The following is a 21,562-nucleotide window of genomic DNA, read 5'->3' as shown; positions in this document are numbered from 1 at the left end:
GCGCGCGTTCGCGTACATTCCTGAGCCGACGCCGCCCGCAGCGCCGAAGCCGGCGCCCGTGGTCGAAGCGCCGAAGCCGCGCGACGATCTCGCGCGCGGCGTGTTCTGGAAGAGCCCGGAGACGTGGCAAGCGTCGTCTCCCGAGTCGGGCGTGCCGAATGGCGCACCGACGGGCTGGCGCGCGCTCGCGCCGATGGCCGACATCACGCGTCAGCTGGCGGGCTCGGCTGCCGTCGAGACGGGTTTCGTCGAGGCGCCGCGCGCCAGCGACGTGGCCGCCTTGACCGCTGCGAGCGCGCTCGATGCCGGCGTCGTCTTCAGCGACGTGCAGCGCTTCGATGTGCAAGCGGTACAAGCTGTGCAAGCGCCGATGCAGGCGCGCGCTGCAGACTCTTATGCCGCGTCGGTGCAAGCCGACGCGCATGGCGAAGACGCGTCCAGCGCGAGCGCTTCGGCGGATACATTGGCGGATAGCGCATCGGATAGCCAGCGCACGCCGTTGTGGATGAGCCTCACGGCGCCGCGCGGCCTGCAGGTCGCCGACCGCCAGGGCTATACGATTTACGTCGAGGCGGAGCAGGTGCCCAACGATGCATTCCGCGCGTGGGCCGAGATCATGAAGGACGGCAAGCGCGTCGAGCGCTCCGGCCTGATCGGCCCGCGTTTCGCCGATGTCGACGCAGCGCACCGTTTTGCGCTCGACTGGGCGCGGCAGTGGATCGACCGCGAATGCAGGACGGCTGAAGCCGCTGCAGGACTGCACGCGAACCCGTTGAGCGTGGGGATGCACATGCCGAAGGTCGCCGTGCGGCCGGTCACGCGCGCCATGCCCGAACTCACACCGACGCCTGCGCTCGCCGCCGCAAACGTTGTCGCCGCAACGGGCAATCCGCATCTGCCGCAGCATCTGAATCCTCGTCTGATGCCGTTGCGCCGCTATCCGTCCGAAGTCGCAAAGGACAACAAAACGGGCGAACGCTACCCGATGCCGTCGAATCTGCTTTGGCACGCAGGATGATGACGATGGCGTAGGCACGCCATCGTTTGAGCCAGAACTGGAACCGGTTACCTAGGCAGACGCGCAGTGGTCAGGCGCGTCGTTGCTGTCTCGTCGTTCATTGTCGTGATTCGATGCAGTGGTTCACTGCATCGCGCGCTTCACCCGCAATTTCAACCTGAACCATCGGCAAACACGTCGCGGCAGAGAAGGGCGCAATCAATCCGCGTCCGTCTCTGCTGCGTTCGTTAACGACGTGCGTTATCGCCGGCCGTATGTGTCGTCGAAGCGAACGATGTCGTCTTCGCCGAGATACGAGCCCGATTGGACCTCGATGATTTCGAGCGGCATCTTGCCCGGATTCTCGAGACGATGCGTGACGCCGAGCGGGATATACGCCGATTCGTTTTCCGACACAATGAAGCGCTCTTCGCCGCGCGTAACGAGCGCCGTGCCACGCACGACGATCCAGTGTTCGGCGCGATGATGGTGCATCTGCAGCGACAGTTGCGCGCCCGGCTTCACGACGATGCGCTTCACCTGGAAGCGCTCGCCCATGTCGACGGAATCGTAGTGGCCCCACGGGCGATGCACCTTGCGATGGTTCACGGCCTCCGTGCCATGTGCTTCGCGGATGCGGCCCACGACCTTCTTCACGTCCTGCACGCGGCGCTTGTCGGCGACGAGAATCGCGTCATCCGTTTCGACGACGACGAGATCCTGCGTGCCGACGCACGCGATCAAGCGGCCTTCGGAATGCGCGAACGTCGACCCGGCGCCTTCGAACATCACGTTGCCGCGGCCGACGTTATCGTTGCTGTCCTTCGGCAGGATGTCCCAGATCGCGTCCCACGAGCCGACGTCGGACCAGCCGGCATCGAGCGGCACGACGACGCCCGTGCACACCGACGTGTCGCCGCCAAGGCGTTCCATCACCGCGTAGTCGATCGAGTTGGACGGGCACGCGCCGAACGCGTCGCGCTGCACGCGGAAGAAGTCGCCATCGGTGGTGCCTTGCGCATGCGCGGCTTCGCAGGCTTCGTAAATGGCGGGATGAAAGTGGCGCACGGCCTTGATCCACGTCGACGCGCGCAGAATGAAGATGCCGCTGTTCCACCAGTACTCTTTCGACTCGACGTAGCGTTGCGCGAGTTCGATATGCGGCTTTTCGACGAAGCGGTCGAGCTGGTGCGCGTCGATCACGCGCTCGCTGGCCGTTTCGACTGCGGGCAGGGAAGCACCGATACGAATATAGCCGTAGCCTGTTTCGGCGCGCGACGGCACGATACCCATCGTCACGATCTGGCCGTTCGAGGCGTGCTGCACGCCTGCCGCGACGGCGGCGTGAAAACCTTCGGTGTCCGTCACGGCGTGATCGGCGGGCATCACGACCATGATGCCGTCCTGGTCCTGCGCGAGCACAGAAAGCGCCGCGATCGTCAACGCCGGTGCCGTGTCGCGCGCGCAGGGCTCGAGAATCAGGCGGCTCTGTTTGCCGCTTACGCGCAATTGCTCGGCCGTCGTGAAGCGATGTTCTTCGTTGCAGACAACGACCAGTTGCTCGGCGACGGGATAACCGGCATCGAGCCCATCGAGCCGTTGCGTCGTCGATTGCAGCAGCGAGTCTGCGCCTAGCAGACCGATCAGCTGTTTCGGATGCTGTTCGCGCGACATCGGCCACAGCCGTGTTCCCGAACCGCCAGCCAGTATCACGGGATGAACCTTGAGCTTGACGTTGAGCCGGGTTTGATTCGCCTGTCGATTGTCGACGTCTGACGCCGTAGCAGTCATGGTGATAACTCCTCGAAGCGGGATGAATGCCTTCGTTTTTATCACGTCGTAATGCGTCAATAAATCGGCATTGAATTTCTGGCGAATAATTCCAATGCAAAATGATCGTCATGCATTAACGAATAATTTCGCAATGCTGGAAAAATAGAAAATAAATCAGGTAAAAATTGACACGACACAATTCGCTGCCGAGGAATGCCGAGACTGACGGACACGCGAGCGGCATCGACTGACAGTGCAACGGAAAAAATAACACAGCAAAGGCGGGACGAATGGCGCGAAGTGTGGCGTGAATTCGCATAATCCGGCAAAAGTTACCGAATAAAATCGGAAAAAATATCGTAAATCGTGCCGATACATTTTGAGATTTTTTGCCGCCTTGCGGCCGGAATTTTAATGCCGCTTTATCTAGGCTTGTACAAGGGTATTCACTCACCGGCGCAATTCATTCGTATTCGACCGTCGATGCAAACCGCAATACGTCGAATGCGAAATGCTTTGCTTTTCCGCGTTGCCTGTTCATTCGCAAAGACGCAAAGCCGGCTGGCGAATCAAGCAGCGCACTTTTCAACGGACCGTGGATAGAACTTGATTGAACTGACAGACAAGGCGAGGGGCAGCAGATGCTGAGCGTTCTATCGAGAATCATCGACATCGGCATGGTCGCGCTTGGCGCGCTGATCGCGGCCGCGCTGCACGCAGGGCATTTCGTGTGGCTCGACGACATGCAAAGCGTGTCGCTGGCGTTCGACTGCCTGCTCGTGATCCTGTTCTTTCCGGCACTCGGCATCTATCAGTCGTGGCGGGGCAAGCCGCTGTACGACCTGCTGTGGCGTGTGTCGATGGGCTGGCTGATGGTCGAGGTGACGGGCATCCTGATGAGTTTCAGCCTGCACCGCTCGGACATGCTGTCGCGTCTGTGGCTCGCGTACTGGGCCGGCGCGAGCGTGGTGCTGCTGATCGTCACTAAGGCGCTCGTGCATGCCGTGCTGCGCGGCTTGCGCCGCGAGGGCTTCAACCAGAAGAAGGTGGCGATCGTCGGTGGCGCGCCGTACGGCAAGTTTCTGATCGAGCAGATGCGCAGCCGTCCCGAAGCCGGCTTCAGCCCCGTGCTCGTCTATGACGAGAACGACAACCGCAGCCACTACGAAGACATCGACGAGCCGGAAGCGATCGAAGGCGTGCCCGTGCAGCGCGACTACGCGGCGATGATCGACGAGATGCGCCGCCGTTCGGTGCGCGAGTTGTGGATGGCGCTGCCGATGTCGAAAGAGAAGATCATCCATCGCTTCGTGATGGAGTTCCGCAACGACTTCGTGAACATCCGCTTCATCCCGGATGTACGCAGCCTGACGCTGCTGAACCAGCCGATGGTCGATCTGCTCGGCGTACCCGCGATCAATCTCGCCGCGTCGCCGATCACGGATCTGCGCGTGCTGCCCAAGCGGATCTTCGACCGTCTATTCGCACTCGCCGCGCTGACGGCGCTCGCGCCGGTGCTGCTCGCGATTGCCGTGGCCGTGAAGCTGTCGTCGCCGGGCCCGGTGCTTTTCCGACAACGGCGCAAGGGCATCGACGGACGCGAGTTCGAGATCTTCAAGTTCCGCTCGATGAAGGTCCACCAGGAACAGGCGGGCAAGATCACCCAGGCCACGCGCCGCGATCCGCGCATCACGCCCGTCGGCGCGTTCCTGCGCCGCACCAGCCTCGACGAACTGCCGCAGTTCATCAACGTGCTGCGCGGCGAGATGTCGGTGGTCGGGCCGCGTCCGCATGCGCTCGAACACGACGACATCTACAAGGATCTGGTGAAGGGCTACATGCACCGCTACCGGATCAAGCCCGGCATCACCGGCTGGGCGCAGATCAACGGCTATCGCGGCGAAACCGACCGCATCGAAAAGATGATGGGCCGCGTGAAGCTCGATCTGTACTACATGCAGCACTGGAGCTTCTGGCTCGACATCAAGATCGTGGGCCTGACCTTCTGGAAGGGCTTCGTGGGCAGCAACGCGTACTGACGCGCGTGGCGTCCATCGGATAGAACGCCGCGCGTTCTTCATTCACTGAACCATTCAATCTCCGAGGTGTAATTCATGAACCTGACGATCGTTGGAACCGGATACGTGGGCCTCGTGACGGGTGCCTGTCTGGCAGACATCGGGCACGACGTATTCTGCCTCGACGTCGATCAGCGCAAGATCGACGTGCTGAACGACGGCGGCGTGCCGATCCATGAGCCGGGTCTGCTGGAGATCATCGCGCGCAACCGCAAGGCGGGGCGCCTGAAGTTTTCGACGGATATCGAAGCGGCCGTCGCGCATGGCGACATCCAGTTCATCGCCGTCGGCACGCCGCCCGACGAGGACGGTTCGGCCGACCTGCAATACGTGCTGGCAGCGGCGCGCAATATCGGCCGCCATATGAAGGGCTTCAAGGTGATCGTCGATAAATCGACGGTGCCCGTCGGCACTGCGCGCCGCGTCGCGCAGGCCGTGCAGGAAGAGTTGAACCAGCGCGGCCTGAAGCAGATGTTCTCGGTCGTGTCGAACCCCGAGTTCCTGAAAGAGGGCGCCGCCGTCGACGACTTCACGCGCCCGGACCGCATCATCCTCGGTTGCGACGAAGACGTGCCCGGCGAAAAGGCGCGCGAACTGATGAAGCGCCTGTACGCGCCGTTCAACCGCAATCACGAACGCACGCTGTACATGGACGTGCGTTCCGCCGAGTTCACGAAATACGCGGCCAACGCGATGCTCGCGACGCGCATCTCGTTCATGAACGACCTCGCGAATCTCGCCGACCGCGTCGGCGCCGATATCGAAGCGGTGCGCCGCGGCATGGGCTCGGACCCTCGCATCGGCTACGACTTCCTGTACGCCGGCTGCGGCTATGGCGGCTCGTGCTTCCCGAAAGACGTCCAGGCGTTGATCCGCACGGGCAGCGAGATGGGCCACAACCTGCGCATTCTCGAAGCCGTTGAAGCCGTCAACGAAACGCAGAAGAAGATCCTCGCGCACAAGATCGTCGCGCGTCTGGGCGAGGACCTGTCGGACCGCACGTTCGCCGTCTGGGGTCTGGCGTTCAAGCCCAATACCGACGACATGCGCGAAGCGCCGAGCCGCGCGCTGATCGCCGAACTGCTGGCACGCGGCGCGAAGGTCGTGGCCTATGACCCCGTCGCCGTCGACGAATCGAAGCGCGTGTTCGCGCTCGACCTGAAAGACAAGCCGCAGCATCTCGCGCGCCTCACGTTCGCGGACGAAGAAATGCAGGCGGCCCATCAGGCTGACGCGCTGGTGATCCTCACCGAATGGAAGGTCTTCAAGAGCCCGGATTTCGACAGCCTCAAGACGCTCCTGAAAACGCCGCTGATCTTCGACGGCCGCAATCTGTATGAACCGGACACGATGCGCGAGCTGGGCATCGAGTATCACGCGATTGGCCGTCAGCCCGCGCAATCCGAAGCCGCTGTCGCTTCGCTTGCTACGGCTGCTGCGCTGTAACCCCAGGCGTCATCGACTGCAAAGAGGCCGCCCATGTTCGCGAACGTTCTGATCGTCTGCCACGCCAACGTGTGCCGCTCGCCCGCTGCCGAGCGACTGTTCAAGTCGCGTCAAGACACGCGCGGCGCGCAGCCCATTGCGTTTCGCTCGGCGGGCCTGCGTGCGATCGACGGCTACGGCATGGACCCGGTGATGCGGCGTCTGCTCGAAGAACGCGGCGTGGAAAGCAGCGCGCATCGCGCACGGCGCCTGGACGGCAAGCTCGTGCGCGATGCCGACCTGATCCTCGTCACCGAACAGCGGCAAGTGAAGGACGTGGAAGCGCTCGATCCCACGTCGCGCGGCAAGGTCTATGCGCTCGGCAAGTGGAACAAGTGGGGAAGCGCCGACGTCGTCGATCCGCATGGACGCGACGAAGGCGCGTATCGCGACAGCCTCGCGCACATCGAACACCTCGTCATGGGATGGCTGGACAAAATATGCTGAAACGAAATATCACGTTATCTATTCTGCTGACGACTTTTCTGTCGGCGTGCGCGACCGCACCGGGGAATTACCTCGACACGTCGCGTCTGAAGGAAGACTCGCAGAACAAGCCGGCCGAGACGTACCCGGTCACGCTGATCGATGCCTCGGTGATCCAGAAGCAGCAGGCGCAAACGGCGGACGCCATTGCGAAGCAGGTGCTGCCGCCGCCGGGCCCGTTCGCCGATCCGACGCAGTACATCTATCACGTCGCGCCGCAGGACATTCTCGGCATCACCGTGTGGGACCACCCGGAACTGACGACGCCGAACGGCAGCACGCTCTCTTCGGGCGGCAACACCACGCAGTCGATCGGCGGTGCGTTGCAGCAGCCGTACACGCAGGCGCTGCCGGGCCAGGCTGATCCGTATGGACAGACGGTCGCGCCCGACGGCACGATCTATTTCCCGTTCGTCGGCCGCATTCGGGCGTCGGGCCGGACCACTGCGCAGATCCGCGACGAACTCGGCAAGAAGCTGATTCCGTACATCCGCGATCCGCAGGTCGACGTGCGCGTGCTGTCGTACCGCAGCCAGAAGGTGCAGGTGACGGGCGACGTGAAAACGCCGGGACCGCTCGCGCTGTCCGACGTGCCGCTCACGCTGGTCGACGCCATCACCCGCTCGGGTGGCTCGTCCGACAACGCCGATCTGCAGCGCGTGCGCCTCACGCGCAAGGGCAAGCTCTACGTGCTCGACGCGAACCGCATGCTCGACAAGGGCGATACAACGCAGAACGTGATGCTCGAACCCGGCGACATCGTGAACGTGCCGGACCGCAGCGACACGCGCATCTTCGTGATGGGCGAAGTGAAGTCGCCCGTCCCCGTGCCGATGAACAAGGGCGAACTGACGATTGCCGATGCGCTCACGCAGGCGGGCGGCATTCTCGACACCGACGCGAACCCGCGCCAGATCTACGTGATGCGCGGCATGAAGGACAAGCCGACCACGCCCGACGTGTATCGCCTCGACATGACGCAGCCCGACGCGATCATGCTGTCGTCGCAATTCCAGTTGCAGCCGATGGACGTGGTGTACGTGGGCACGGCCGCATCGACGACATTCAACCGCGTGTTGCAACAGGTCCTGCCGACGGTGCAGACGCTGTTCTACCTGAAGCAGCTGACGCGCTGATGTCCTGACGTCTCATTGCAGTTGCAATGCCTCAACCGCTGCCGGCATCCCGGCGCTTCGCATCTGGAACACGAACGGATGCAACGCACCGGATGCCGCTGGCGACCCGACCCGGGTCAACCCTGAGCACTCAAGCGAGTATCCAAGTGAGCACTCAAGCCAATCCCCATCTGGCCATGCAGGCCAGAACCGAAGAAGAGGACGTGGTCCTCGGCCAACTGCTACAGGTGATCATCGACGACATCTGGTGGCTGATCGGCATCGCCGCGACCATCATCGCGATTGCCGGCTTCTACTGCTATGTCGCGAAGCCCGTGTATTCGGCCGATGCGCACGTGCGCGTGGAAACGTCGGACAACACGTCGCAAGCGCTCACGCAGACGCAAACGGGCGCGACGATCTCGACGGGACAGTCGACGATCCCCACCGACGCCGAGATCGAAATGATCAAGAGCCGCGGCGTGGTTGCGCCCGTGGTTCACGACATGAAGCTGAACTTCTCGATCGCGCCGAAGACGATTCCCGTGCTCGGCAGCCTCGCTGCGCGCCTCGCGACGCCGGGCCAGCCCGCGAAGCCGTGGCTCGGCCTCGGCTCGTATGCGTGGGGCGGCGAAGTGGCCGACGTCGATTCGCTCGACGTGACACCTGAGCTCGAAGGCCAGAAGCTGGTCCTCACCACGCTCGACAACGAACGCTACACGCTGATGACGCCCGACGGCCAACTGCTGCTGCGCGGCCAGGCAGGCCAGCGGGAGCAGGGCGGTGGCGTCACGATGCTGGTCAACAAGCTCGTCGCGCGGCCCGGCACGCAGTTCACGGTGATGCGCGCGAACGACCTCGACGCGATCGCCGCGTTCCAGTCCGCCATCAACGTGCAGGAGCAGGGCAAACAGACGGGCGTGATCTCGATCTCGCTCGAAGACCAGAGCCCCGAGCACGCGGCCGCCGTCGCCAATGCGCTTGCGCAGTCGTATCTGCTGGAGCACATCCGCACCAAGCAGGCCGATGCGAGCCGGATGCTCGACTTCCTGAAAAGCGAAGAGCCGCGCCTGAAGTCCGATCTCGAACGCGCGGAAGCGGCGTTGACGGCGTATCAGAGCAAGAGCGGCTCGATCAACGCGAGCGACGAAGCGAAGGTCTATCTGGAAGGCAGCATCCAGTACGAGCAGCAGATTTCGGCACTGCGTTTGCAGATTTCGCAGCTTGAACAGCGCTACGGCGACGATCACCCGACGATCAAGGCCGCTCAGCAGCAGATGGCCGAACTGCAGGCGCAGCGCGCGAAATACTCGGACCGTTTCCGCGATCTGCCTGCTACGGAAGTGAAGGCCGTGCAGTTGCAGCGTGATGCGAAGGTCGCCGAAGACATCTACGTGCTGCTGCTCAACCGCGTGCAGGAACTGTCCGTGCAGAAAGCGGGCACGGGCGGCAATGTGCACATCGTCGATGCCGCGCTGCGTCCCGGTTCGCCCGTCAAGCCGAAGAAGGTGCTGATCCTGTCGGCGGCGACGATTCTCGGGCTGATCCTGGGCACGGGTTTCGTGTTCCTGCGCCGCAATATGTTCAAGGGCATCGACGACCCCGAAACGGTCGAGCGCACCTTCCATCTGCCCGTCTATGGTCTCGTGCCGCTGTCGTCAGAACAGGCGCTGCTGGAGAACGCCGCAGTGCGCGGCGGCACGCGCCAACGCGCGGTGCTCGCGAACGCGAAGCCGAAGGACGTGTGTATCGAAAGCCTGCGCAGCCTGCGCACGTCGATGCAGTTCACGCTGCAGGATTCGCGCAACCACATCGTGATGTTCACGGGCCCGCTGCCCGGCGTCGGCAAGAGTTTCCTCACGATCAACCTCGCCGTGCTGCTCGCGCATTCGGGCAAGCGCGTGCTGATGATCGACGGCGACATGCGGCGCGGCGCGCTGGAAAAGCATCTGGGCGGCTCGCAGGACAACGGCCTGTCGGAGTTGCTGAGCGGGCAGGTTTCGCTGGAAGAAGCGGTGCGCGCGACGGAAATCGACAACCTGTCGTTCATTTCGTGCGGCCGCCGTCCGCCGAACCCGTCCGAACTGCTGATGTCGCCGCGCCTGCCGCAGTACCTCGAAGGGCTGGGCAAGCGCTACGACGTGATCCTGATCGACACGCCGCCTGTGCTGGCCGTGACCGATGCGTCGATCATCGGCGGCTATGCGGGCTCGACGTTCTTCGTCGTGCGCTCGGGCATGCACAGCGAAGGCGAGATCGCCGACGCATTGAAGCGCCTGCATTCGGCGGGCGTGCACGTGCAGGGCGCGATCTTCAACGCGATGCCACCGCGCGCGCGCGGCAACTACGACCGCAGCTACGCGGCCGTGCAGGAATACCTGAGCACCTGATGCGCGCGTTGGGTCTTGCCTGCGAGGCAAGGCCCGTGCGCCATCGACAAGCCACGGAGAGTACAGGATGAAGATAACGGTACTGGTGCCGACCTTTCGCCGCCCGCAGGACCTCGCGCGCTGTCTCGCGGCCTTGCAGAAGCAGGAGCGCGTGCCCGACGAAGTCGTGGTGGTCGCGCGTCCCGATGATGAGGCGACGCACGCATGCCTCGCCGATCCCCTCGTGGTCGGCGCGTTGCCGCTGAACGTCGCGACCGTCGAGTTGCCGGGCCAGGTGGCCGCGCTCAACCGCGGGCTCGATGCCGCGACAGGCGACGTGATCGCCATCACCGACGACGACGCCGCGCCGCACGCCGACTGGGTGCGCCGCATCGGTGCTGCCTTCGAGAGCGATGCACGCCTCGGTGCATTGGGCGGACGTGACTGGGTGCATCAGAAGGGCGGCGTGCTCGACGGCTCGCGCTTTCTGGTCGGCAAGATGATGAAGTCGGGCAAGATCATCGGCAATCATCATCTCGGCGTGGGCGAAGCGCGCGAAGTCGATCTGCTCAAAGGCGCGAACATGAGCTACCGGCGCGATGCCGTGCGCACGATCCGCTTCGACGGCCGCTTGCGCGGCGCAGGCGCGCAGGTGCACAACGACATGGCGTTCAGCATGAGCGTGAAGAACGCGGGCTGGAAGCTGGTCTACGATCCGCGCGTCGCCGTCGATCATTACCCCGCCGAACGTTTCGACGAAGACCGCCGCGATGCGCAGTCGCTGACTGCCGTGCGCAATGCCGCGTACAACCTGCATCTGATCCTGCGCGAGCAGTTGCCCGCCGGGCAGCGCGAAGTCGCATGGTGGTGGTATGCACTCGTCGGCACGCGCGTTTATCCAGGCGCGCTGCATGCGTTGCTTGCGCTGACGTCGAAAGGCGCGCGCACCAAGCTCGCGCGTTGGCATGCCGTGCGCACGGGCGCACGTGAAGCGCGCCGCGCGTTCGCGCAGCAGCGCGATACGGGCACCGGGACGGGGGTGCACGCATGACGACAAAGGTTCACGTACATCTGTTCTACGGCGCTGATCCGCGTTTCTACCGCCCGGGCGAGAACATCGGCTGCCTGTATGGCTATCACCATGCCGAGTCCGACGAATTCAAGTTGAGCTATTCGCAGGACGCGAAGGAAAGCAAGCCGGTACGTCTCATGCGCCGCGCACTGAAGACGGTGCTCGGCTTCGACCTGATCCACACGCTGCGCAACCGCGACGAGATGCTGCGCTCGGATGTCATCTGGACGCACACCGAGCAGGAATGGCTGTCGGCCGCGCTGATGCTGTTGATGAACGGCAAGCGCGACGAGCAACCGCTATTGCTCGCGCAAAGCGTGTGGCTGATCGACAAGTGGCCGAACTATGGCGTTCTGCGCCGCTGGTTTTATCGCAAGCTGATTGGGCGTGCCGATCTTCTGACGACGCTTGCGCGCGATAACGCCGAGTTGTGCCGCGACTACTTCTGCCGCGATGCGACGCAGCTTTTCTACGGGCTGAACACGCGCGACTTTCCCGTGCAGCCGCCGAAGACATGGCAGCCGAATACGCCGCTGCGCATCGCGGCGATCGGCAACGATCGCGACCGCGACTGGGAAACGCTGATCAAGGCCGTCGGCAACGATCCGCGCTTCGCGGTGCGTCTCGCGACGCGGCGGCGCATTCCGCGCGCACTGCGTTCGCTGAACGTGCAGGTCGCGCCCGCTGCGGGCCTGAAGAAGCAGCGTGAACTGTACGACTGGGCCGACGTGGTCGTCGTGCCCCTGCGCCCTAACACGCACGCATCCGGAATCACCGTGATGCTGGAAGCAGCCGCCGTCGGCAAGCCGATGGTCGTGACGAACGTCGGCGGGCTGCAGGATTACTTTTCGGCGAGCGCGGCGGCGTATGTGCCGCCGTTCAACGCGGACGCGCTGCGCGAGGCGTTGCTCGGCCTCATCGCATCACCGGGCGAAGCGCTGCAACAGGCGCAGGCGGCGTCGATGGAACTCGTGTCGCGCGATCACACGACGCAGCACTATGCGCAGCAGCACGTGAGGCTCACGCGCGACCTGCTGCGCCGGCAAGCGCAACACGCGCATCCCGCGCAGAAGGCGAACGCGGGTGCAAACGCCCGCGTGCCGTCGCAGAGCCGGGGAGGGATGTAAGCGATGTCGTCGATTGCACGAGCCGGGATCGACAGCGCTGTACGCGCCGTCAAGAGCGACAAGAGCCATAAGAGCGTCTGGCTGCCGCCCGCGTTGCTGTGGCTCGTCACGGCGATGCTGATCGTCGCGCATCAGGGGACGGTGCTCACGCTCGCATTCCCGGTGCTGTCGATCGCCGTCGGTTTCTGGCTGTACTTCAAGGCGCCCGCGAAGTACGTCGGCTACATGTGGTGGCTGTGGTTCCTGAGTCCGGAAGTGCGGCGTCTCGCCGACTGGTCCAAAGGCGCGTTCACGCCGACCAGTCTGATCCAGGTCGCGCCCCTCGCCGTGACGATGATCAGCGGGCTGTCGCTGATCCGCTTCTACCCCGTGCTCGCGCAACGGCGCGGTCTGCCCGTCCTGTTGGTGCTGGCGGGGCTCGGGTATGCCTTCATGATCGGCGTCGTCTCCAGCGGCCCGCTGGCGGCCCTGTACGACCTCGCGAACTGGGTCTATCCGATCCTGATCGGCTTTCACATCATGGCGCACTCGCGGCAGTACCCGGAGTTCCGCGAGACCATCATCAATACCTTCATCTGGGGCATGCTGCTGATGGGCGGCTACGGTCTCGTGCAGTTCTTCATCATGCCGCAGTGGGACGCGCTGTGGATGCTCGGCTCGCAGATGAACTCGCAGGGCGACCCGGTGCCGTTCGGCGTGCGCGTATTCAGCACGATGAATTCGTCCGGCCCGTTCGCGCTCGCGATGATGGGCGCGATGGTCTACGTGATGGCCGCGAACCATCGCGTGCGCTGGGTCGCGGGCGCGCTCGGCTTCCTGTCGTTCTGTCTCTCACTGGTGCGCTCGACGTGGGGCGGCTGGGTCATCGCGATGCTGATCCAGCTCGCCAAGTCGAACAACAAGGTGCGTATCCGCATCGTTGCGAGCGCGGTGCTGCTGGTTGGCCTGTGCGTGCCGCTGCTGGCTATCGGCCCGGTCGCCGAGCGGATGCAGGCGCGTCTCGACACGATCGTCAATCTGCACGACGACCAGAGCTACGCCGCGCGTAACGAGTTCTACGCGACCTTCGCGAAAACCGCCTTCACCGATGTGACGGGCGAAGGGCTGGGCGCGACGGGCACTTCGACCAAGCTGTCGAACGACGGCGGCCAGCTCGGCCAGTACGGCAACTTCGACAGCGGCGTGATGAACATTCCGTTCGTGCTCGGCTGGCCGGGCACGCTGCTGTACATGTCGGGCGTGATCTGGCTGCTGGTGCGCGCGCTGCGCGCATCGTTCAAATTGCGCGACGACAAGTTCGCGTCCGCTTCGCTGTCGCTCGCGCTGGCGATCTTCGCGATGCTGGTGTTCACCAATTCGCTCGTCGGCACGGGCGGCCTGCTGCTCTTCATGGGCGTGTTTTCGATTATTTCCGCGGCGCACTGGCAGAAGCTGAACCGGCGCCGCCATTCATTCTTTCCTGGAGGCCACTGATTGAGAGTCGCCATCGTCACGCACGTAGTGCGTCATAACGACGGGCAGGGCCGCGTCAATCACGAGATCGCGCGCGCGGCGCTCGACGAGAACATCGAGGTCACGCTGGTCGCCTCGCATGTCGCGCCCGAACTGCTCGAACATCCGCTGGTGCGCTGGGCGCCCATGAAAATCGGCCGCTTCTGGCCGACCAATCTGCTCCGCCAGCAGGTGTTCGCGCTGAAGAGCGCGTGGTGGCTGCGCAAGCACCGCGCCGAATACGACGTGCTGCACGTCAACGGCTTCATCACGTGGATGCCCGCCGACGTGAACACCGCACACTTCGTTCATAGCGGCTGGTTCAACAGCAAGTACTACCCGTTCGGTTTGAGCAAGGGGCTGTGGTCCGCGTATCAGTTCGTCTATACGCGTGTGAATGCCGTGCTCGAAGGCTGGGCGTATCGACGTTCGCGTGTGATCACGGCCGTGTCGCAGAAGGTCGCGACCGAGATCGCCGCGATCGGCCTCACGCCGCGCAACCGGCTCGACGTGATCTACAACGGTGTCGATACGCAGGGCTTCGCCGCCGCGCAGGGCGACCGCTCGCGCTTCAAGTTGCCCGAGGACAAATTCCTGCTGCTGTTCGTCGGCGATCTGCGCACGCCGCGCAAGAATCTTGGCACGGTGCTCAAGGCGTTGACGCATCTGCCCGAGCGCGTGCATATCGCGGTGGCGGGTTATCTGCCGGGCAGTCCGTATCCGGAAGAAGCGAAAGCGCTCGGCATTGCGGACCGCGTGCACTTTCTCGGCCTCGTCAAAGAGATGCCCGTGCTGATGCATTCCGTCGATGCGTACGTGTTTCCGTCGCGCTACGAAGCAATGAGCCTGTCGCTGCTCGAAGCGATGGCGGCGGGTCTGCCTGTCGTCACGGCGCACACGGCGGGCGGGGCGGAAATCATCACGCCCGAATGCGGCATCGTGCTCGACGATCCCGACGATCCGCAGGCGCTCGCGCAAGCCGTGGGACGTCTCGCATCGGACGACGCGCAACGGCTCGCGATGGGCCGCGCGGCCAATGAACTCGCGACGGGCTTCGGCTGGGCGCGCATGGCGCAGCAGTACATCGCGCTGTACCGGCAGATTGCGGGGCAGCGCGAAGACCGCCGCCGCACGAAGAACCTCAACGACAACGACGCCGAAGCGCTGGCGCCGAACGTGCTCGCAGGCCCGCAACGCGCGGATCGCGCGTGACGCACGCCGCTTGATGCGCACATCGACAACGACAAGGAAAGCACACACCATGACCACTCGTTCCATCAAATCGCTGCAAATCGGCATGCACTGGTTTCCCGAGCGCGCGGGCGGTCTCGACCGCATGTATTACTCGCTGATCGGCGCGCTGCCCGGCGCAGGCGTCGCAGTGCGTGGCGTCGTCGCGGGCTCCGAGCGCGTCGCGCAGGACACCAACGGCGCGATCCAGGGCTTCGGTTCCGCGGCGCAATCGCTGCCGCTGCGCCTGATGGCCGCGCGCCGCGCGCTGCGCCGCGAGATTCGCGAGCAGCGTCCCGACGTGATCTCGTCGCACTTCGCGCTGTACACGTTTCCCGGCCTCGACGCGATGCGCGGCATTCCGCAGGTGTCGCATTTTCAGGGGCCATGGGCTGATGAGAGTCACGTCGAAGGCGCGGACTCGCTCGGTCAGCGCGCCAAGCGTTATCTGGAGCAGACCGTGTACGCGCGTTCGTCGCGGCTGATCGTGCTGTCCGATGCGTTCGGCCGCATTCTGACGTCGCGCTACGGCATTCCCGCCGACCGCGTGCGCGTCGTGCCGGGTTGCGTGAACGTCGACCAGTTCAATCTGCCGCTTACGCAAAACGAAGCGCGGCTGCGTCTGCAACTGCCGCTGGGCCGGCCGATCGTGCTGGCCGTGCGGCGTCTCGTGCGGCGCATGGGTCTCGAAGATCTGATCGACGCCGTGAAGATGGTCAAGCGCCGCAATCCGGACGTGCTGCTACTGATCGCAGGGAAAGGGCGCTTGCAACAGGAGTTGCAGCAACGCATCGACGATGCCGGTCTCGGCGACAACGTGAAGCTGCTCGGCTTCGTGCCGGACGAGCACCTGGCCGCGCTCTATCGCGCGGCCACGATCAGCGTGGTGCCGACCGTGGCGCTCGAAGGGTTCGGGCTGATCACCGTCGAATCGCTGGCGTCGGGAACGCCCGTGCTGGTGACGCCCGTGGGCGGTCTGCCGGAAGCGGTAGCGGGGCTGTCGCAGGATCTCGTGCTGCCTTCGACGGGCGCGGATGCGATCGCCGATGGCCTGGGCAAGGCGCTTGATGGAACGATCAGGCTGCCGGACTCGGATGCTTGCCGTGCGTATGCGCGGGCCAATTTCGACAATCCCGTGATCGCGAAGCGGGTCGCGGCCGTGTACAACGAGGCGATTCAGGCGGCGGCCTAGGCCGGATACACCGTGACGGAAAGGGACGGCCCGGGCCGTCCCTTTCTTTTTGCCGCGACGGGCGGCCAGGCATTCGTCGCTGACGGGCACCGCTATAATTCCGATATTTAAGGAATTATCTAGGTTTCATCGACCTCGCAAGACTTAATTCCTGAAATATCAGAACTATTGACAGTTCACGCTTCTTTTCTCCATAATTCCGATATTCTCGTAATTATCGGTCTCACGACGACCGTGAGCGGTTTTATTCCTGGAATTCCGGAACTATGGCCCGCACCTTGCCTCGACCCACCTCCGTCAATCCACTGGCTGGCGACATGGCAGCGTTGGGCCGGCTCGTGCGCAACCGGCGTGCGCAAAGCGAGCTTCGCATCGACGACGCCGCCGACATGCTCGGCATCTCCAAAGACGTCCTGTCGCGGCTGGAAAACGGCCGGTCGGTGAGTCTCGACAAGGTGTTCAAGGTGTTGAACGGACTCGGCCTCAACATGCTGGTTTTCACAAATCAGGAAACCAGCGCGGTGCTCGATGCCGTCGAACCGTTCAACGCAAACACGGCGTCAGGTACACCGCCGGAGGCATCCTGATGCCTCATGCCCTTCATGTGACGGCTCACGAAGGAGCAGTCGGCCGTCTGGACTTCGACGCGCGGCAGAGCCTCTACCGCTTCGCGTACGACGCAAACTGGCCCGGGCGCCGGCAGGCGTTTCCGCTGTCTCCGCACATCCCGTTATCGGGCGATGAACCGCCGGCGGGCGCCGTGCATCGGTTTATCGCCAATCTGTTGCCGGAGGGGCGGGCGCTCGATGTCGCGTCGGTTGTCTATCAGGTGTCGAAAGACAACACGTATGGGCTTATCCGGATGCTCGGCAAGGAGCCCGTCGGCGCATTGAGCTTTCTTGCCGCGGACGATGACGGCCAGCCCGTTCACCCGGAACAACGGCCACCCGCGCGCCGGGAAATTACACCCGATGAACTGAGCCAGCGCATCCGCGAGCGGGACGTGATTCCGTTCCCCGTGTGGGACGGCAAGGTTCGCCTGTCGGTGGCGGGCTATCAGGACAAGCTGCAAGTGCTGGTGGAAGGCGAGCGCATCGCGCTTGCCGACGGACCGCTCAGTTCGACACACATTCTGAAGCCGGAATCGCGCAGCCCGGTCACGCCGTGCATGGTCGCCAACGAGCACTACTGCATGACGCTGGCGTCCCGCATGGGCTTGCTGACCGCGCCCGTTTCGATCCGGCGCATTCCCGAACCGATCCTGCTGATCGGGCGGTTCGACCGGACGGTCGAACTGGACCCGTCGGATGGCGAGTCGATTCACGCGGTGCGGCGGCGACATGTGATCGACGGCTGTCAGGCGCTCGATCTGCCCGTCACGTTCAAATACGAGCGCAATTTCGGCAACACGCCGGACGTGCGCAACATCCGCGAGGGCGTGAGCTTCGAGAAGCTGTTCGCGCTTCAGCGGCATCTCGACAATCCCGCTGCCGCCCGTACTTTCATGATCCGGTGGGCGCTGTTTCAACTGCTGATCGGCAACAGCGACGCGCATGGGAAAAACCTGTCCTTTTTCATGCACGGCGGCGGTCTCGAACCTGCGCCGCTTTACGACCTGGTGTCGGTCAATGCGTATGGCGAGCGCGTCGAGCAGGACATGGCGATGGGGTATGGCGACGCCTTCCGGCTGGAGGACATCACGCCGTTCGCGCTGGCGGATTTCGCGCGGCGGACGGGCACGGTGCCACGCTTTCTCGGCCGCGAAATGACGCGCATGGCGCAAGCCGCGAAGGCGCTCGCACCCGAACTGGCGCGCTCGAACGTCTATGTCGGCGACGAACGTGCGCTGGTGCACACGATATCGGACTTCATCGCCGTGCAAGCCGAACGCCTGCTGCAGTTCGCGCCGATGGTCCCTCAGGTCGATCGCAAGCTGCTTTAGAAAAGAGAAAGGGCGCTTCACGCGCCCTTTCGCTGTCAGAGGTGAGAAGCCGCTATCAGCACGACACCCCATTCTGATTACGCGCAACATCTGCCTCGACCATCATCTTGCACAACTGCTCGAGCGAGGTCTCCGGGTTCCAGCCGAGCTTTTCGCGCGCCTTGTCCGCGCAGCCGATCAGCAGATCGACTTCGGCAGGGCGGTAGAACTTCGGGTTCACGCGAATCAGCGTCTTGCCCGTGCGCACGTCGATACCTTTTTCGTTCTCGTTGCGGCCCGACCATTCGAGCTGGTAACCGGCAGCGGCGAACGCCATCTTCACGAAGTCGCGCACCGTCTCCGTGCGGTTCGTCGCGAGCACGTAGGTGTCGGGTTCATCCGCTTGCAGCATGCGCCACATGCCTTCGACGTATTCGAGCGCGAAGCCCCAGTCGCGCTTCGCATCGAGATTGCCGAGTTCGAGCACGTCGGCTTTGCCGAGCTTGATCTTCGCAACCGTGTCGGTGATCTTGCGCGTGACGAACTCGCGGCCGCGCAGCGGCGATTCGTGATTGAACAGAATGCCGCTTGTCGCGAACATGCCGTACGACTCGCGATAGTTGATCGTCGACCAGTGCGCGAACAGCTTGGCGACGCCATACGGGCTGCGCGGATAGAACGGCGTTTCTTCGCGTTGCGGCACGGCCTGCACCTTGCCGAACATCTCCGACGTCGACGCCTGATAGAAGCGCATCTTCGGGTTCACCGTGCGGATGCCTTCGAGCAGGTTCAGCACGCCCACGCCCGTGACTTGCGCGGTCGTCGAAGGCTGGTCGAACGACACGCCGACGAAGCTCTGCGCCGCGAGGTTGTAGAGCTCGTCGGCCTGCACGGTGTCGAGCAGACGCAGCGTCGAGCCGGCGTCGGTCAGATCGTGCTCGACGAGTTGCAGATTCGGATTGTCCATCACGCCGAGTTCTTCCATCCGCCAGAAATTGACGGAACTGGTGCGGCGATACGTGCCTGTGACCTGATAGCCCTTGCCGAGCAACAGTTTCGTCAGATAGGCGCCGTCCTGGCCGGATACGCCCGTGATGATAGCTTTGCGTTGTGTGGTCATGAGTTGCCTCTCGTCGGGTTGTCGGAAGTGGAGTGAATAGGGGAGACGGCGCGTGGCGAGTCGGCTGCGACGCCGAACAGACGCCGCACGAGCGGATCGATCACCTGAAAATCCTGCTGCGCCTTCACGCGATACAGCTCGGGCTTCGGATGCGCGCCGTCGGACATATGGGTCTTCCAGTCGGCCATTGCGGTGATTTGCGCGTAATGGTCGACGAGCGGGACCTGCTGTTCGGCGGCGACTCGCCGCGTCATCGCGGCCATCTCTGCGAGCCGCGCGTTCAGGCGGCCATCGGGCATCGGGTTCGACGTCTGCAGCACGGGCAGTTTGCCGAGCGCCTGCGCGGTCTTCACGAGATCGGTTTCGGCCTGATAGAACTGCTCTGGCGTCTGGTTGTGCATCACTTCGTTGATGCCGTAGTTGATCGTGACGATCTGCGCATTCGACGCTGCCAGGCGGTCTTTCCACGGGCCGTTGCGTCCCGGGCCTGTGCCGTCGCGCAATTGGGTTGCCATCGTGCCGCCGACGCCTTTGTTCACGACCGACACGCGCCCGCCATATTTCGCGCGCAATGCGTCCTGCAGATACGTCACCGCGTTATCGGCGCGCGGCCCGCAGCGGCCGTCGCTGCACGAAATGCCGAGCGTGGTCGAGTCGCCATAGGCTTCGATCAGCACGTCCGGCTGCGCGCGTTGGTCAGCATGCGCGAGCGCGGCGGCGCAAACGAGCGCGCATAGCGCGGCGCGCGGCATCAGCGCGCGCATCAAGCGCTCGTCCTCGATGCTTCGCGTGTCGCATGCAACGCGGCGTCGGCCTGTTGGCCACGCGTCGCGCTGCCATGAATCAGGCGGAGCTCGAAGCCGAACCACGATGCGCTCGCATAGACCAGCGTGATCGCGAGCGCGAGCGCGGCCGTCACGTAGCGGTTGTAATGCAGCGGCCAGAGTGCGTAGAGAACGCTCAGGTGGATCAGGTAGATCGTGTAGCTGATCGTGCCGATATAGACGAGCACGGGATTGCACAGCACCCGCTTGACGATGCCCTTGCTCTGCAGCGCGATCACGACAACCGATGTGCACAGCAACAGCGACACGCTATACAGCCCGGCATTCGACAGCGGCGTATTGGCCGCGCGAAAACGCGGATAGTGCAGATGCAGCCACGCAAGCACGGCCAGCGCGACGCACACGCCGAGGACGGCCAGCAGCCTGAACGGCGCAAGCGCGTTCGCATCGCGCCGCACGGCGACGGCGAGCAGCGCGCCCGCTGCGAGCAGATCCATGCGGAACGGCGTCAGGTAATAGATCGGCCAGAACGAATCGAACCAGGGCGTCGCGACGGCGCGCAGCACGGGAACGAGCACGATCAGCGCGGCCGCGACATAGCCGAGCGCACGTTCGGGCACGAGCAGGATCACGAACGGCCAGACAATATAGAACTGCTCTTCGACGGCGAGCGACCACAGCACGTTCAGGCTGTCATGACCGCTCTGGTTGAGCGCATCGCCGATATTCGTCGCGAAGAACGCATACCACTCCCAGTGCTGCGCCCAGCCGAAGCCGAACAGCAGCGACGACACCACCATCAGCAGCAGATACGGCGGCAGGATGCGGCGCGCGCGGCGAGCGTAGAAGTAGCTGAAATACGACTGCTGGCGCGCCTTGCGGTCCAGCAGGATGCCGGTGATCAGAAAGCCGCTCAGCACGAAGAACAGGTCGACGCCCATCCACAGCGGCGCCTTCAGCGCGTGCTGCGCGAACACCGCGAGCACGGCGATCGCGCGCAGGCCGTCGAGCTGGACGATGCGTCGGTGATGAGAAGGCGTGGCGGGCAGGGTGCTGGCTGTCATGAGCGTCCGTGTATGCGCCTGATGCGGCAGTCAATGGGCCATGCACGGTGTCGCGAGGCGATCACCATGAAGACGGTAAAAACGGGTTTGATTCTAGGTAAATAAAAACCCTAAAAAACAGGAATGAAATAAACGAATTGATTTGAATAACGGAAAGCGGATTTTCATATCCGCATACGCCCGGTTACACCTCGAAACATCCACGCGACGCGAACCGGTAAGAACTTCGGATCGGATCGCCGTATCGGTAAATGACG

General features: G+C 63.7%; 17 protein-coding genes. 13 read left to right on the top strand and 4 right to left on the bottom strand.

Annotation, left to right across the window (positions count from 1 at the left end; genetic code table 11):
- The first annotated feature begins 193 nt into the window (after nucleotides 1–193).
- Entirely contained in the window at nucleotides 194–1,018 is an 825-nt protein-coding gene (locus H1204_RS52925) for a DUF6566 family protein (RefSeq protein WP_346015740.1), read from the top strand.
- A gap of 240 nt (nucleotides 1,019–1,258) precedes the next feature.
- Here H1204_RS52925 and H1204_RS08865 read toward each other — a convergent pair whose 3' ends face one another.
- Entirely contained in the window at nucleotides 1,259–2,788 is a 1,530-nt protein-coding gene (locus H1204_RS08865; RefSeq protein ID WP_180727992.1) for a mannose-1-phosphate guanylyltransferase/mannose-6-phosphate isomerase, read from the bottom strand.
- Nucleotides 2,789–3,411: 623 nt separating this feature from the next.
- Between H1204_RS08865 and H1204_RS08860 the strand changes: the two genes are divergently transcribed.
- The 12 genes from H1204_RS08860 (at nucleotide 3,412) to H1204_RS08805 (ending at nucleotide 18,357) form a co-directional block, all read left to right on the top strand.
- Nucleotides 3,412–4,809 carry an undecaprenyl-phosphate glucose phosphotransferase gene (locus tag H1204_RS08860; protein ID WP_180727990.1) on the top strand — a complete coding sequence of 466 codons (1,398 nt, stop codon included), beginning with the start codon at nucleotides 3,412–3,414 and terminating at the stop codon, nucleotides 4,807–4,809.
- Nucleotides 4,810–4,884: 75 nt separating this feature from the next.
- Nucleotides 4,885–6,294 (top strand): UDP-glucose/GDP-mannose dehydrogenase family protein, encoded by a 1,410-nt coding sequence (locus tag H1204_RS08855; protein WP_180727987.1) that lies wholly within the window; start codon nucleotides 4,885–4,887, stop codon nucleotides 6,292–6,294.
- 33 nt (nucleotides 6,295–6,327) lie between these two features.
- Complete coding sequence (locus H1204_RS08850; protein WP_180727986.1) at nucleotides 6,328–6,780, top strand: low molecular weight protein-tyrosine-phosphatase; 453 nt, start codon at nucleotides 6,328–6,330, stop codon at nucleotides 6,778–6,780.
- Complete coding sequence (locus H1204_RS08845) at nucleotides 6,774–7,955, top strand: polysaccharide biosynthesis/export family protein (RefSeq protein ID WP_180727985.1); 1,182 nt, start codon at nucleotides 6,774–6,776, stop codon at nucleotides 7,953–7,955. Before H1204_RS08850 ends, H1204_RS08845 begins: the two co-directional genes overlap by 7 nt.
- Nucleotides 7,956–8,131: 176 nt before the next feature.
- Nucleotides 8,132–10,324 (top strand): polysaccharide biosynthesis tyrosine autokinase, encoded by a 2,193-nt coding sequence (locus H1204_RS08840; protein ID WP_180730911.1) that lies wholly within the window; start codon nucleotides 8,132–8,134, stop codon nucleotides 10,322–10,324.
- 67 nt (nucleotides 10,325–10,391) lie between these two features.
- Nucleotides 10,392–11,354 carry a glycosyltransferase gene (locus H1204_RS08835; protein ID WP_180730815.1) on the top strand — a complete coding sequence of 321 codons (963 nt, stop codon included), beginning with the start codon at nucleotides 10,392–10,394 and terminating at the stop codon, nucleotides 11,352–11,354.
- On the top strand, nucleotides 11,351–12,502 hold the full coding sequence (locus tag H1204_RS08830; protein WP_180730814.1) for a glycosyltransferase family 4 protein: 1,152 nt from the start codon (nucleotides 11,351–11,353) through the stop codon (nucleotides 12,500–12,502). The genes H1204_RS08835 and H1204_RS08830 overlap by 4 nt, the downstream gene beginning before the upstream one ends.
- A 3-nt stretch (nucleotides 12,503–12,505) precedes the next feature.
- The gene (locus H1204_RS08825; RefSeq protein WP_180730813.1) at nucleotides 12,506–13,975 is read left to right on the top strand and encodes a glucose-6-phosphate isomerase; all 1,470 of its coding nucleotides are present in this window, start codon (nucleotides 12,506–12,508) and stop codon (nucleotides 13,973–13,975) included.
- On the top strand, nucleotides 13,976–15,205 hold the full coding sequence (locus H1204_RS08820; RefSeq protein WP_180730812.1) for a glycosyltransferase family 4 protein: 1,230 nt from the start codon (nucleotides 13,976–13,978) through the stop codon (nucleotides 15,203–15,205). It begins immediately after the preceding gene.
- 49 nt (nucleotides 15,206–15,254) lie between these two features.
- Nucleotides 15,255–16,415, top strand: coding sequence for a glycosyltransferase family 4 protein (locus H1204_RS08815; RefSeq protein ID WP_180730811.1), 1,161 nt, complete (start codon nucleotides 15,255–15,257; stop codon nucleotides 16,413–16,415).
- Between the two features lie 266 nt (nucleotides 16,416–16,681).
- On the top strand, nucleotides 16,682–17,002 hold the full coding sequence (locus H1204_RS08810; protein ID WP_243468594.1) for a helix-turn-helix transcriptional regulator: 321 nt from the start codon (nucleotides 16,682–16,684) through the stop codon (nucleotides 17,000–17,002).
- Nucleotides 17,002–18,357, top strand: coding sequence for a HipA domain-containing protein (locus H1204_RS08805; RefSeq protein ID WP_180730810.1), 1,356 nt, complete (start codon nucleotides 17,002–17,004; stop codon nucleotides 18,355–18,357). The genes H1204_RS08810 and H1204_RS08805 overlap by 1 nt, the downstream gene beginning before the upstream one ends.
- Nucleotides 18,358–18,412: 55 nt before the next feature.
- Here H1204_RS08805 and gmd read toward each other — a convergent pair whose 3' ends face one another.
- The 3 genes from gmd to H1204_RS08790 are packed head-to-tail and all read right to left on the bottom strand — an operon-like array spanning nucleotide 18,413 to nucleotide 21,305.
- Nucleotides 18,413–19,456 carry a GDP-mannose 4,6-dehydratase gene (gmd, locus tag H1204_RS08800; protein WP_042314227.1) on the bottom strand — a complete coding sequence of 348 codons (1,044 nt, stop codon included), beginning with the start codon at nucleotides 19,454–19,456 and terminating at the stop codon, nucleotides 18,413–18,415.
- The gene (locus H1204_RS08795) at nucleotides 19,453–20,223 is read right to left on the bottom strand and encodes an SGNH/GDSL hydrolase family protein (protein ID WP_180730809.1); all 771 of its coding nucleotides are present in this window, start codon (nucleotides 20,221–20,223) and stop codon (nucleotides 19,453–19,455) included. Before H1204_RS08795 ends, gmd begins: the two co-directional genes overlap by 4 nt.
- The gene (locus H1204_RS08790; protein WP_180730808.1) at nucleotides 20,220–21,305 is read right to left on the bottom strand and encodes an acyltransferase; all 1,086 of its coding nucleotides are present in this window, start codon (nucleotides 21,303–21,305) and stop codon (nucleotides 20,220–20,222) included. The genes H1204_RS08795 and H1204_RS08790 overlap by 4 nt, the downstream gene beginning before the upstream one ends.
- Between the last annotated feature and the right edge of the window lie 257 nt (nucleotides 21,306–21,562).

Origin of the sequence: Paraburkholderia sp. PGU19, assembly GCF_013426915.1 — a bacterium.
Classification (GTDB): domain Bacteria; phylum Pseudomonadota; class Gammaproteobacteria; order Burkholderiales; family Burkholderiaceae; genus Paraburkholderia.
Note: the sequence above shows the minus strand (reverse complement) of the source record. Positions and strands in the feature narration are given on the sequence as shown.

Excerpts from the sequence above, each read along its gene's own strand:
- H1204_RS52925 (WP_346015740.1), top strand. The coding sequence starts at position 194 with ATGGCCGACATCACGCGTCAGCTGGCGGGCTCGGCTGCCGTCGAGACG.
- H1204_RS08865 (WP_180727992.1), bottom strand. The coding sequence starts at position 2,788 with ATGACTGCTACGGCGTCAGACGTCGACAATCGACAGGCGAATCAAACC.
- H1204_RS08860 (WP_180727990.1), top strand. The coding sequence starts at position 3,412 with ATGCTGAGCGTTCTATCGAGAATCATCGACATCGGCATGGTCGCGCTT.
- H1204_RS08855 (WP_180727987.1), top strand. The coding sequence starts at position 4,885 with ATGAACCTGACGATCGTTGGAACCGGATACGTGGGCCTCGTGACGGGT.
- H1204_RS08850 (WP_180727986.1), top strand. The coding sequence starts at position 6,328 with ATGTTCGCGAACGTTCTGATCGTCTGCCACGCCAACGTGTGCCGCTCG.
- H1204_RS08845 (WP_180727985.1), top strand. The coding sequence starts at position 6,774 with ATGCTGAAACGAAATATCACGTTATCTATTCTGCTGACGACTTTTCTG.
- H1204_RS08840 (WP_180730911.1), top strand. The coding sequence starts at position 8,132 with ATGCAGGCCAGAACCGAAGAAGAGGACGTGGTCCTCGGCCAACTGCTA.
- H1204_RS08835 (WP_180730815.1), top strand. The coding sequence starts at position 10,392 with ATGAAGATAACGGTACTGGTGCCGACCTTTCGCCGCCCGCAGGACCTC.
- H1204_RS08830 (WP_180730814.1), top strand. The coding sequence starts at position 11,351 with ATGACGACAAAGGTTCACGTACATCTGTTCTACGGCGCTGATCCGCGT.
- H1204_RS08825 (WP_180730813.1), top strand. The coding sequence starts at position 12,506 with ATGTCGTCGATTGCACGAGCCGGGATCGACAGCGCTGTACGCGCCGTC.
- H1204_RS08815 (WP_180730811.1), top strand. The coding sequence starts at position 15,255 with ATGACCACTCGTTCCATCAAATCGCTGCAAATCGGCATGCACTGGTTT.
- H1204_RS08810 (WP_243468594.1), top strand. The coding sequence starts at position 16,682 with ATGGCCCGCACCTTGCCTCGACCCACCTCCGTCAATCCACTGGCTGGC.
- H1204_RS08805 (WP_180730810.1), top strand. The coding sequence starts at position 17,002 with ATGCCTCATGCCCTTCATGTGACGGCTCACGAAGGAGCAGTCGGCCGT.
- gmd (WP_042314227.1), bottom strand. The coding sequence starts at position 19,456 with ATGACCACACAACGCAAAGCTATCATCACGGGCGTATCCGGCCAGGAC.
- H1204_RS08790 (WP_180730808.1), bottom strand. The coding sequence starts at position 21,305 with ATGACAGCCAGCACCCTGCCCGCCACGCCTTCTCATCACCGACGCATC.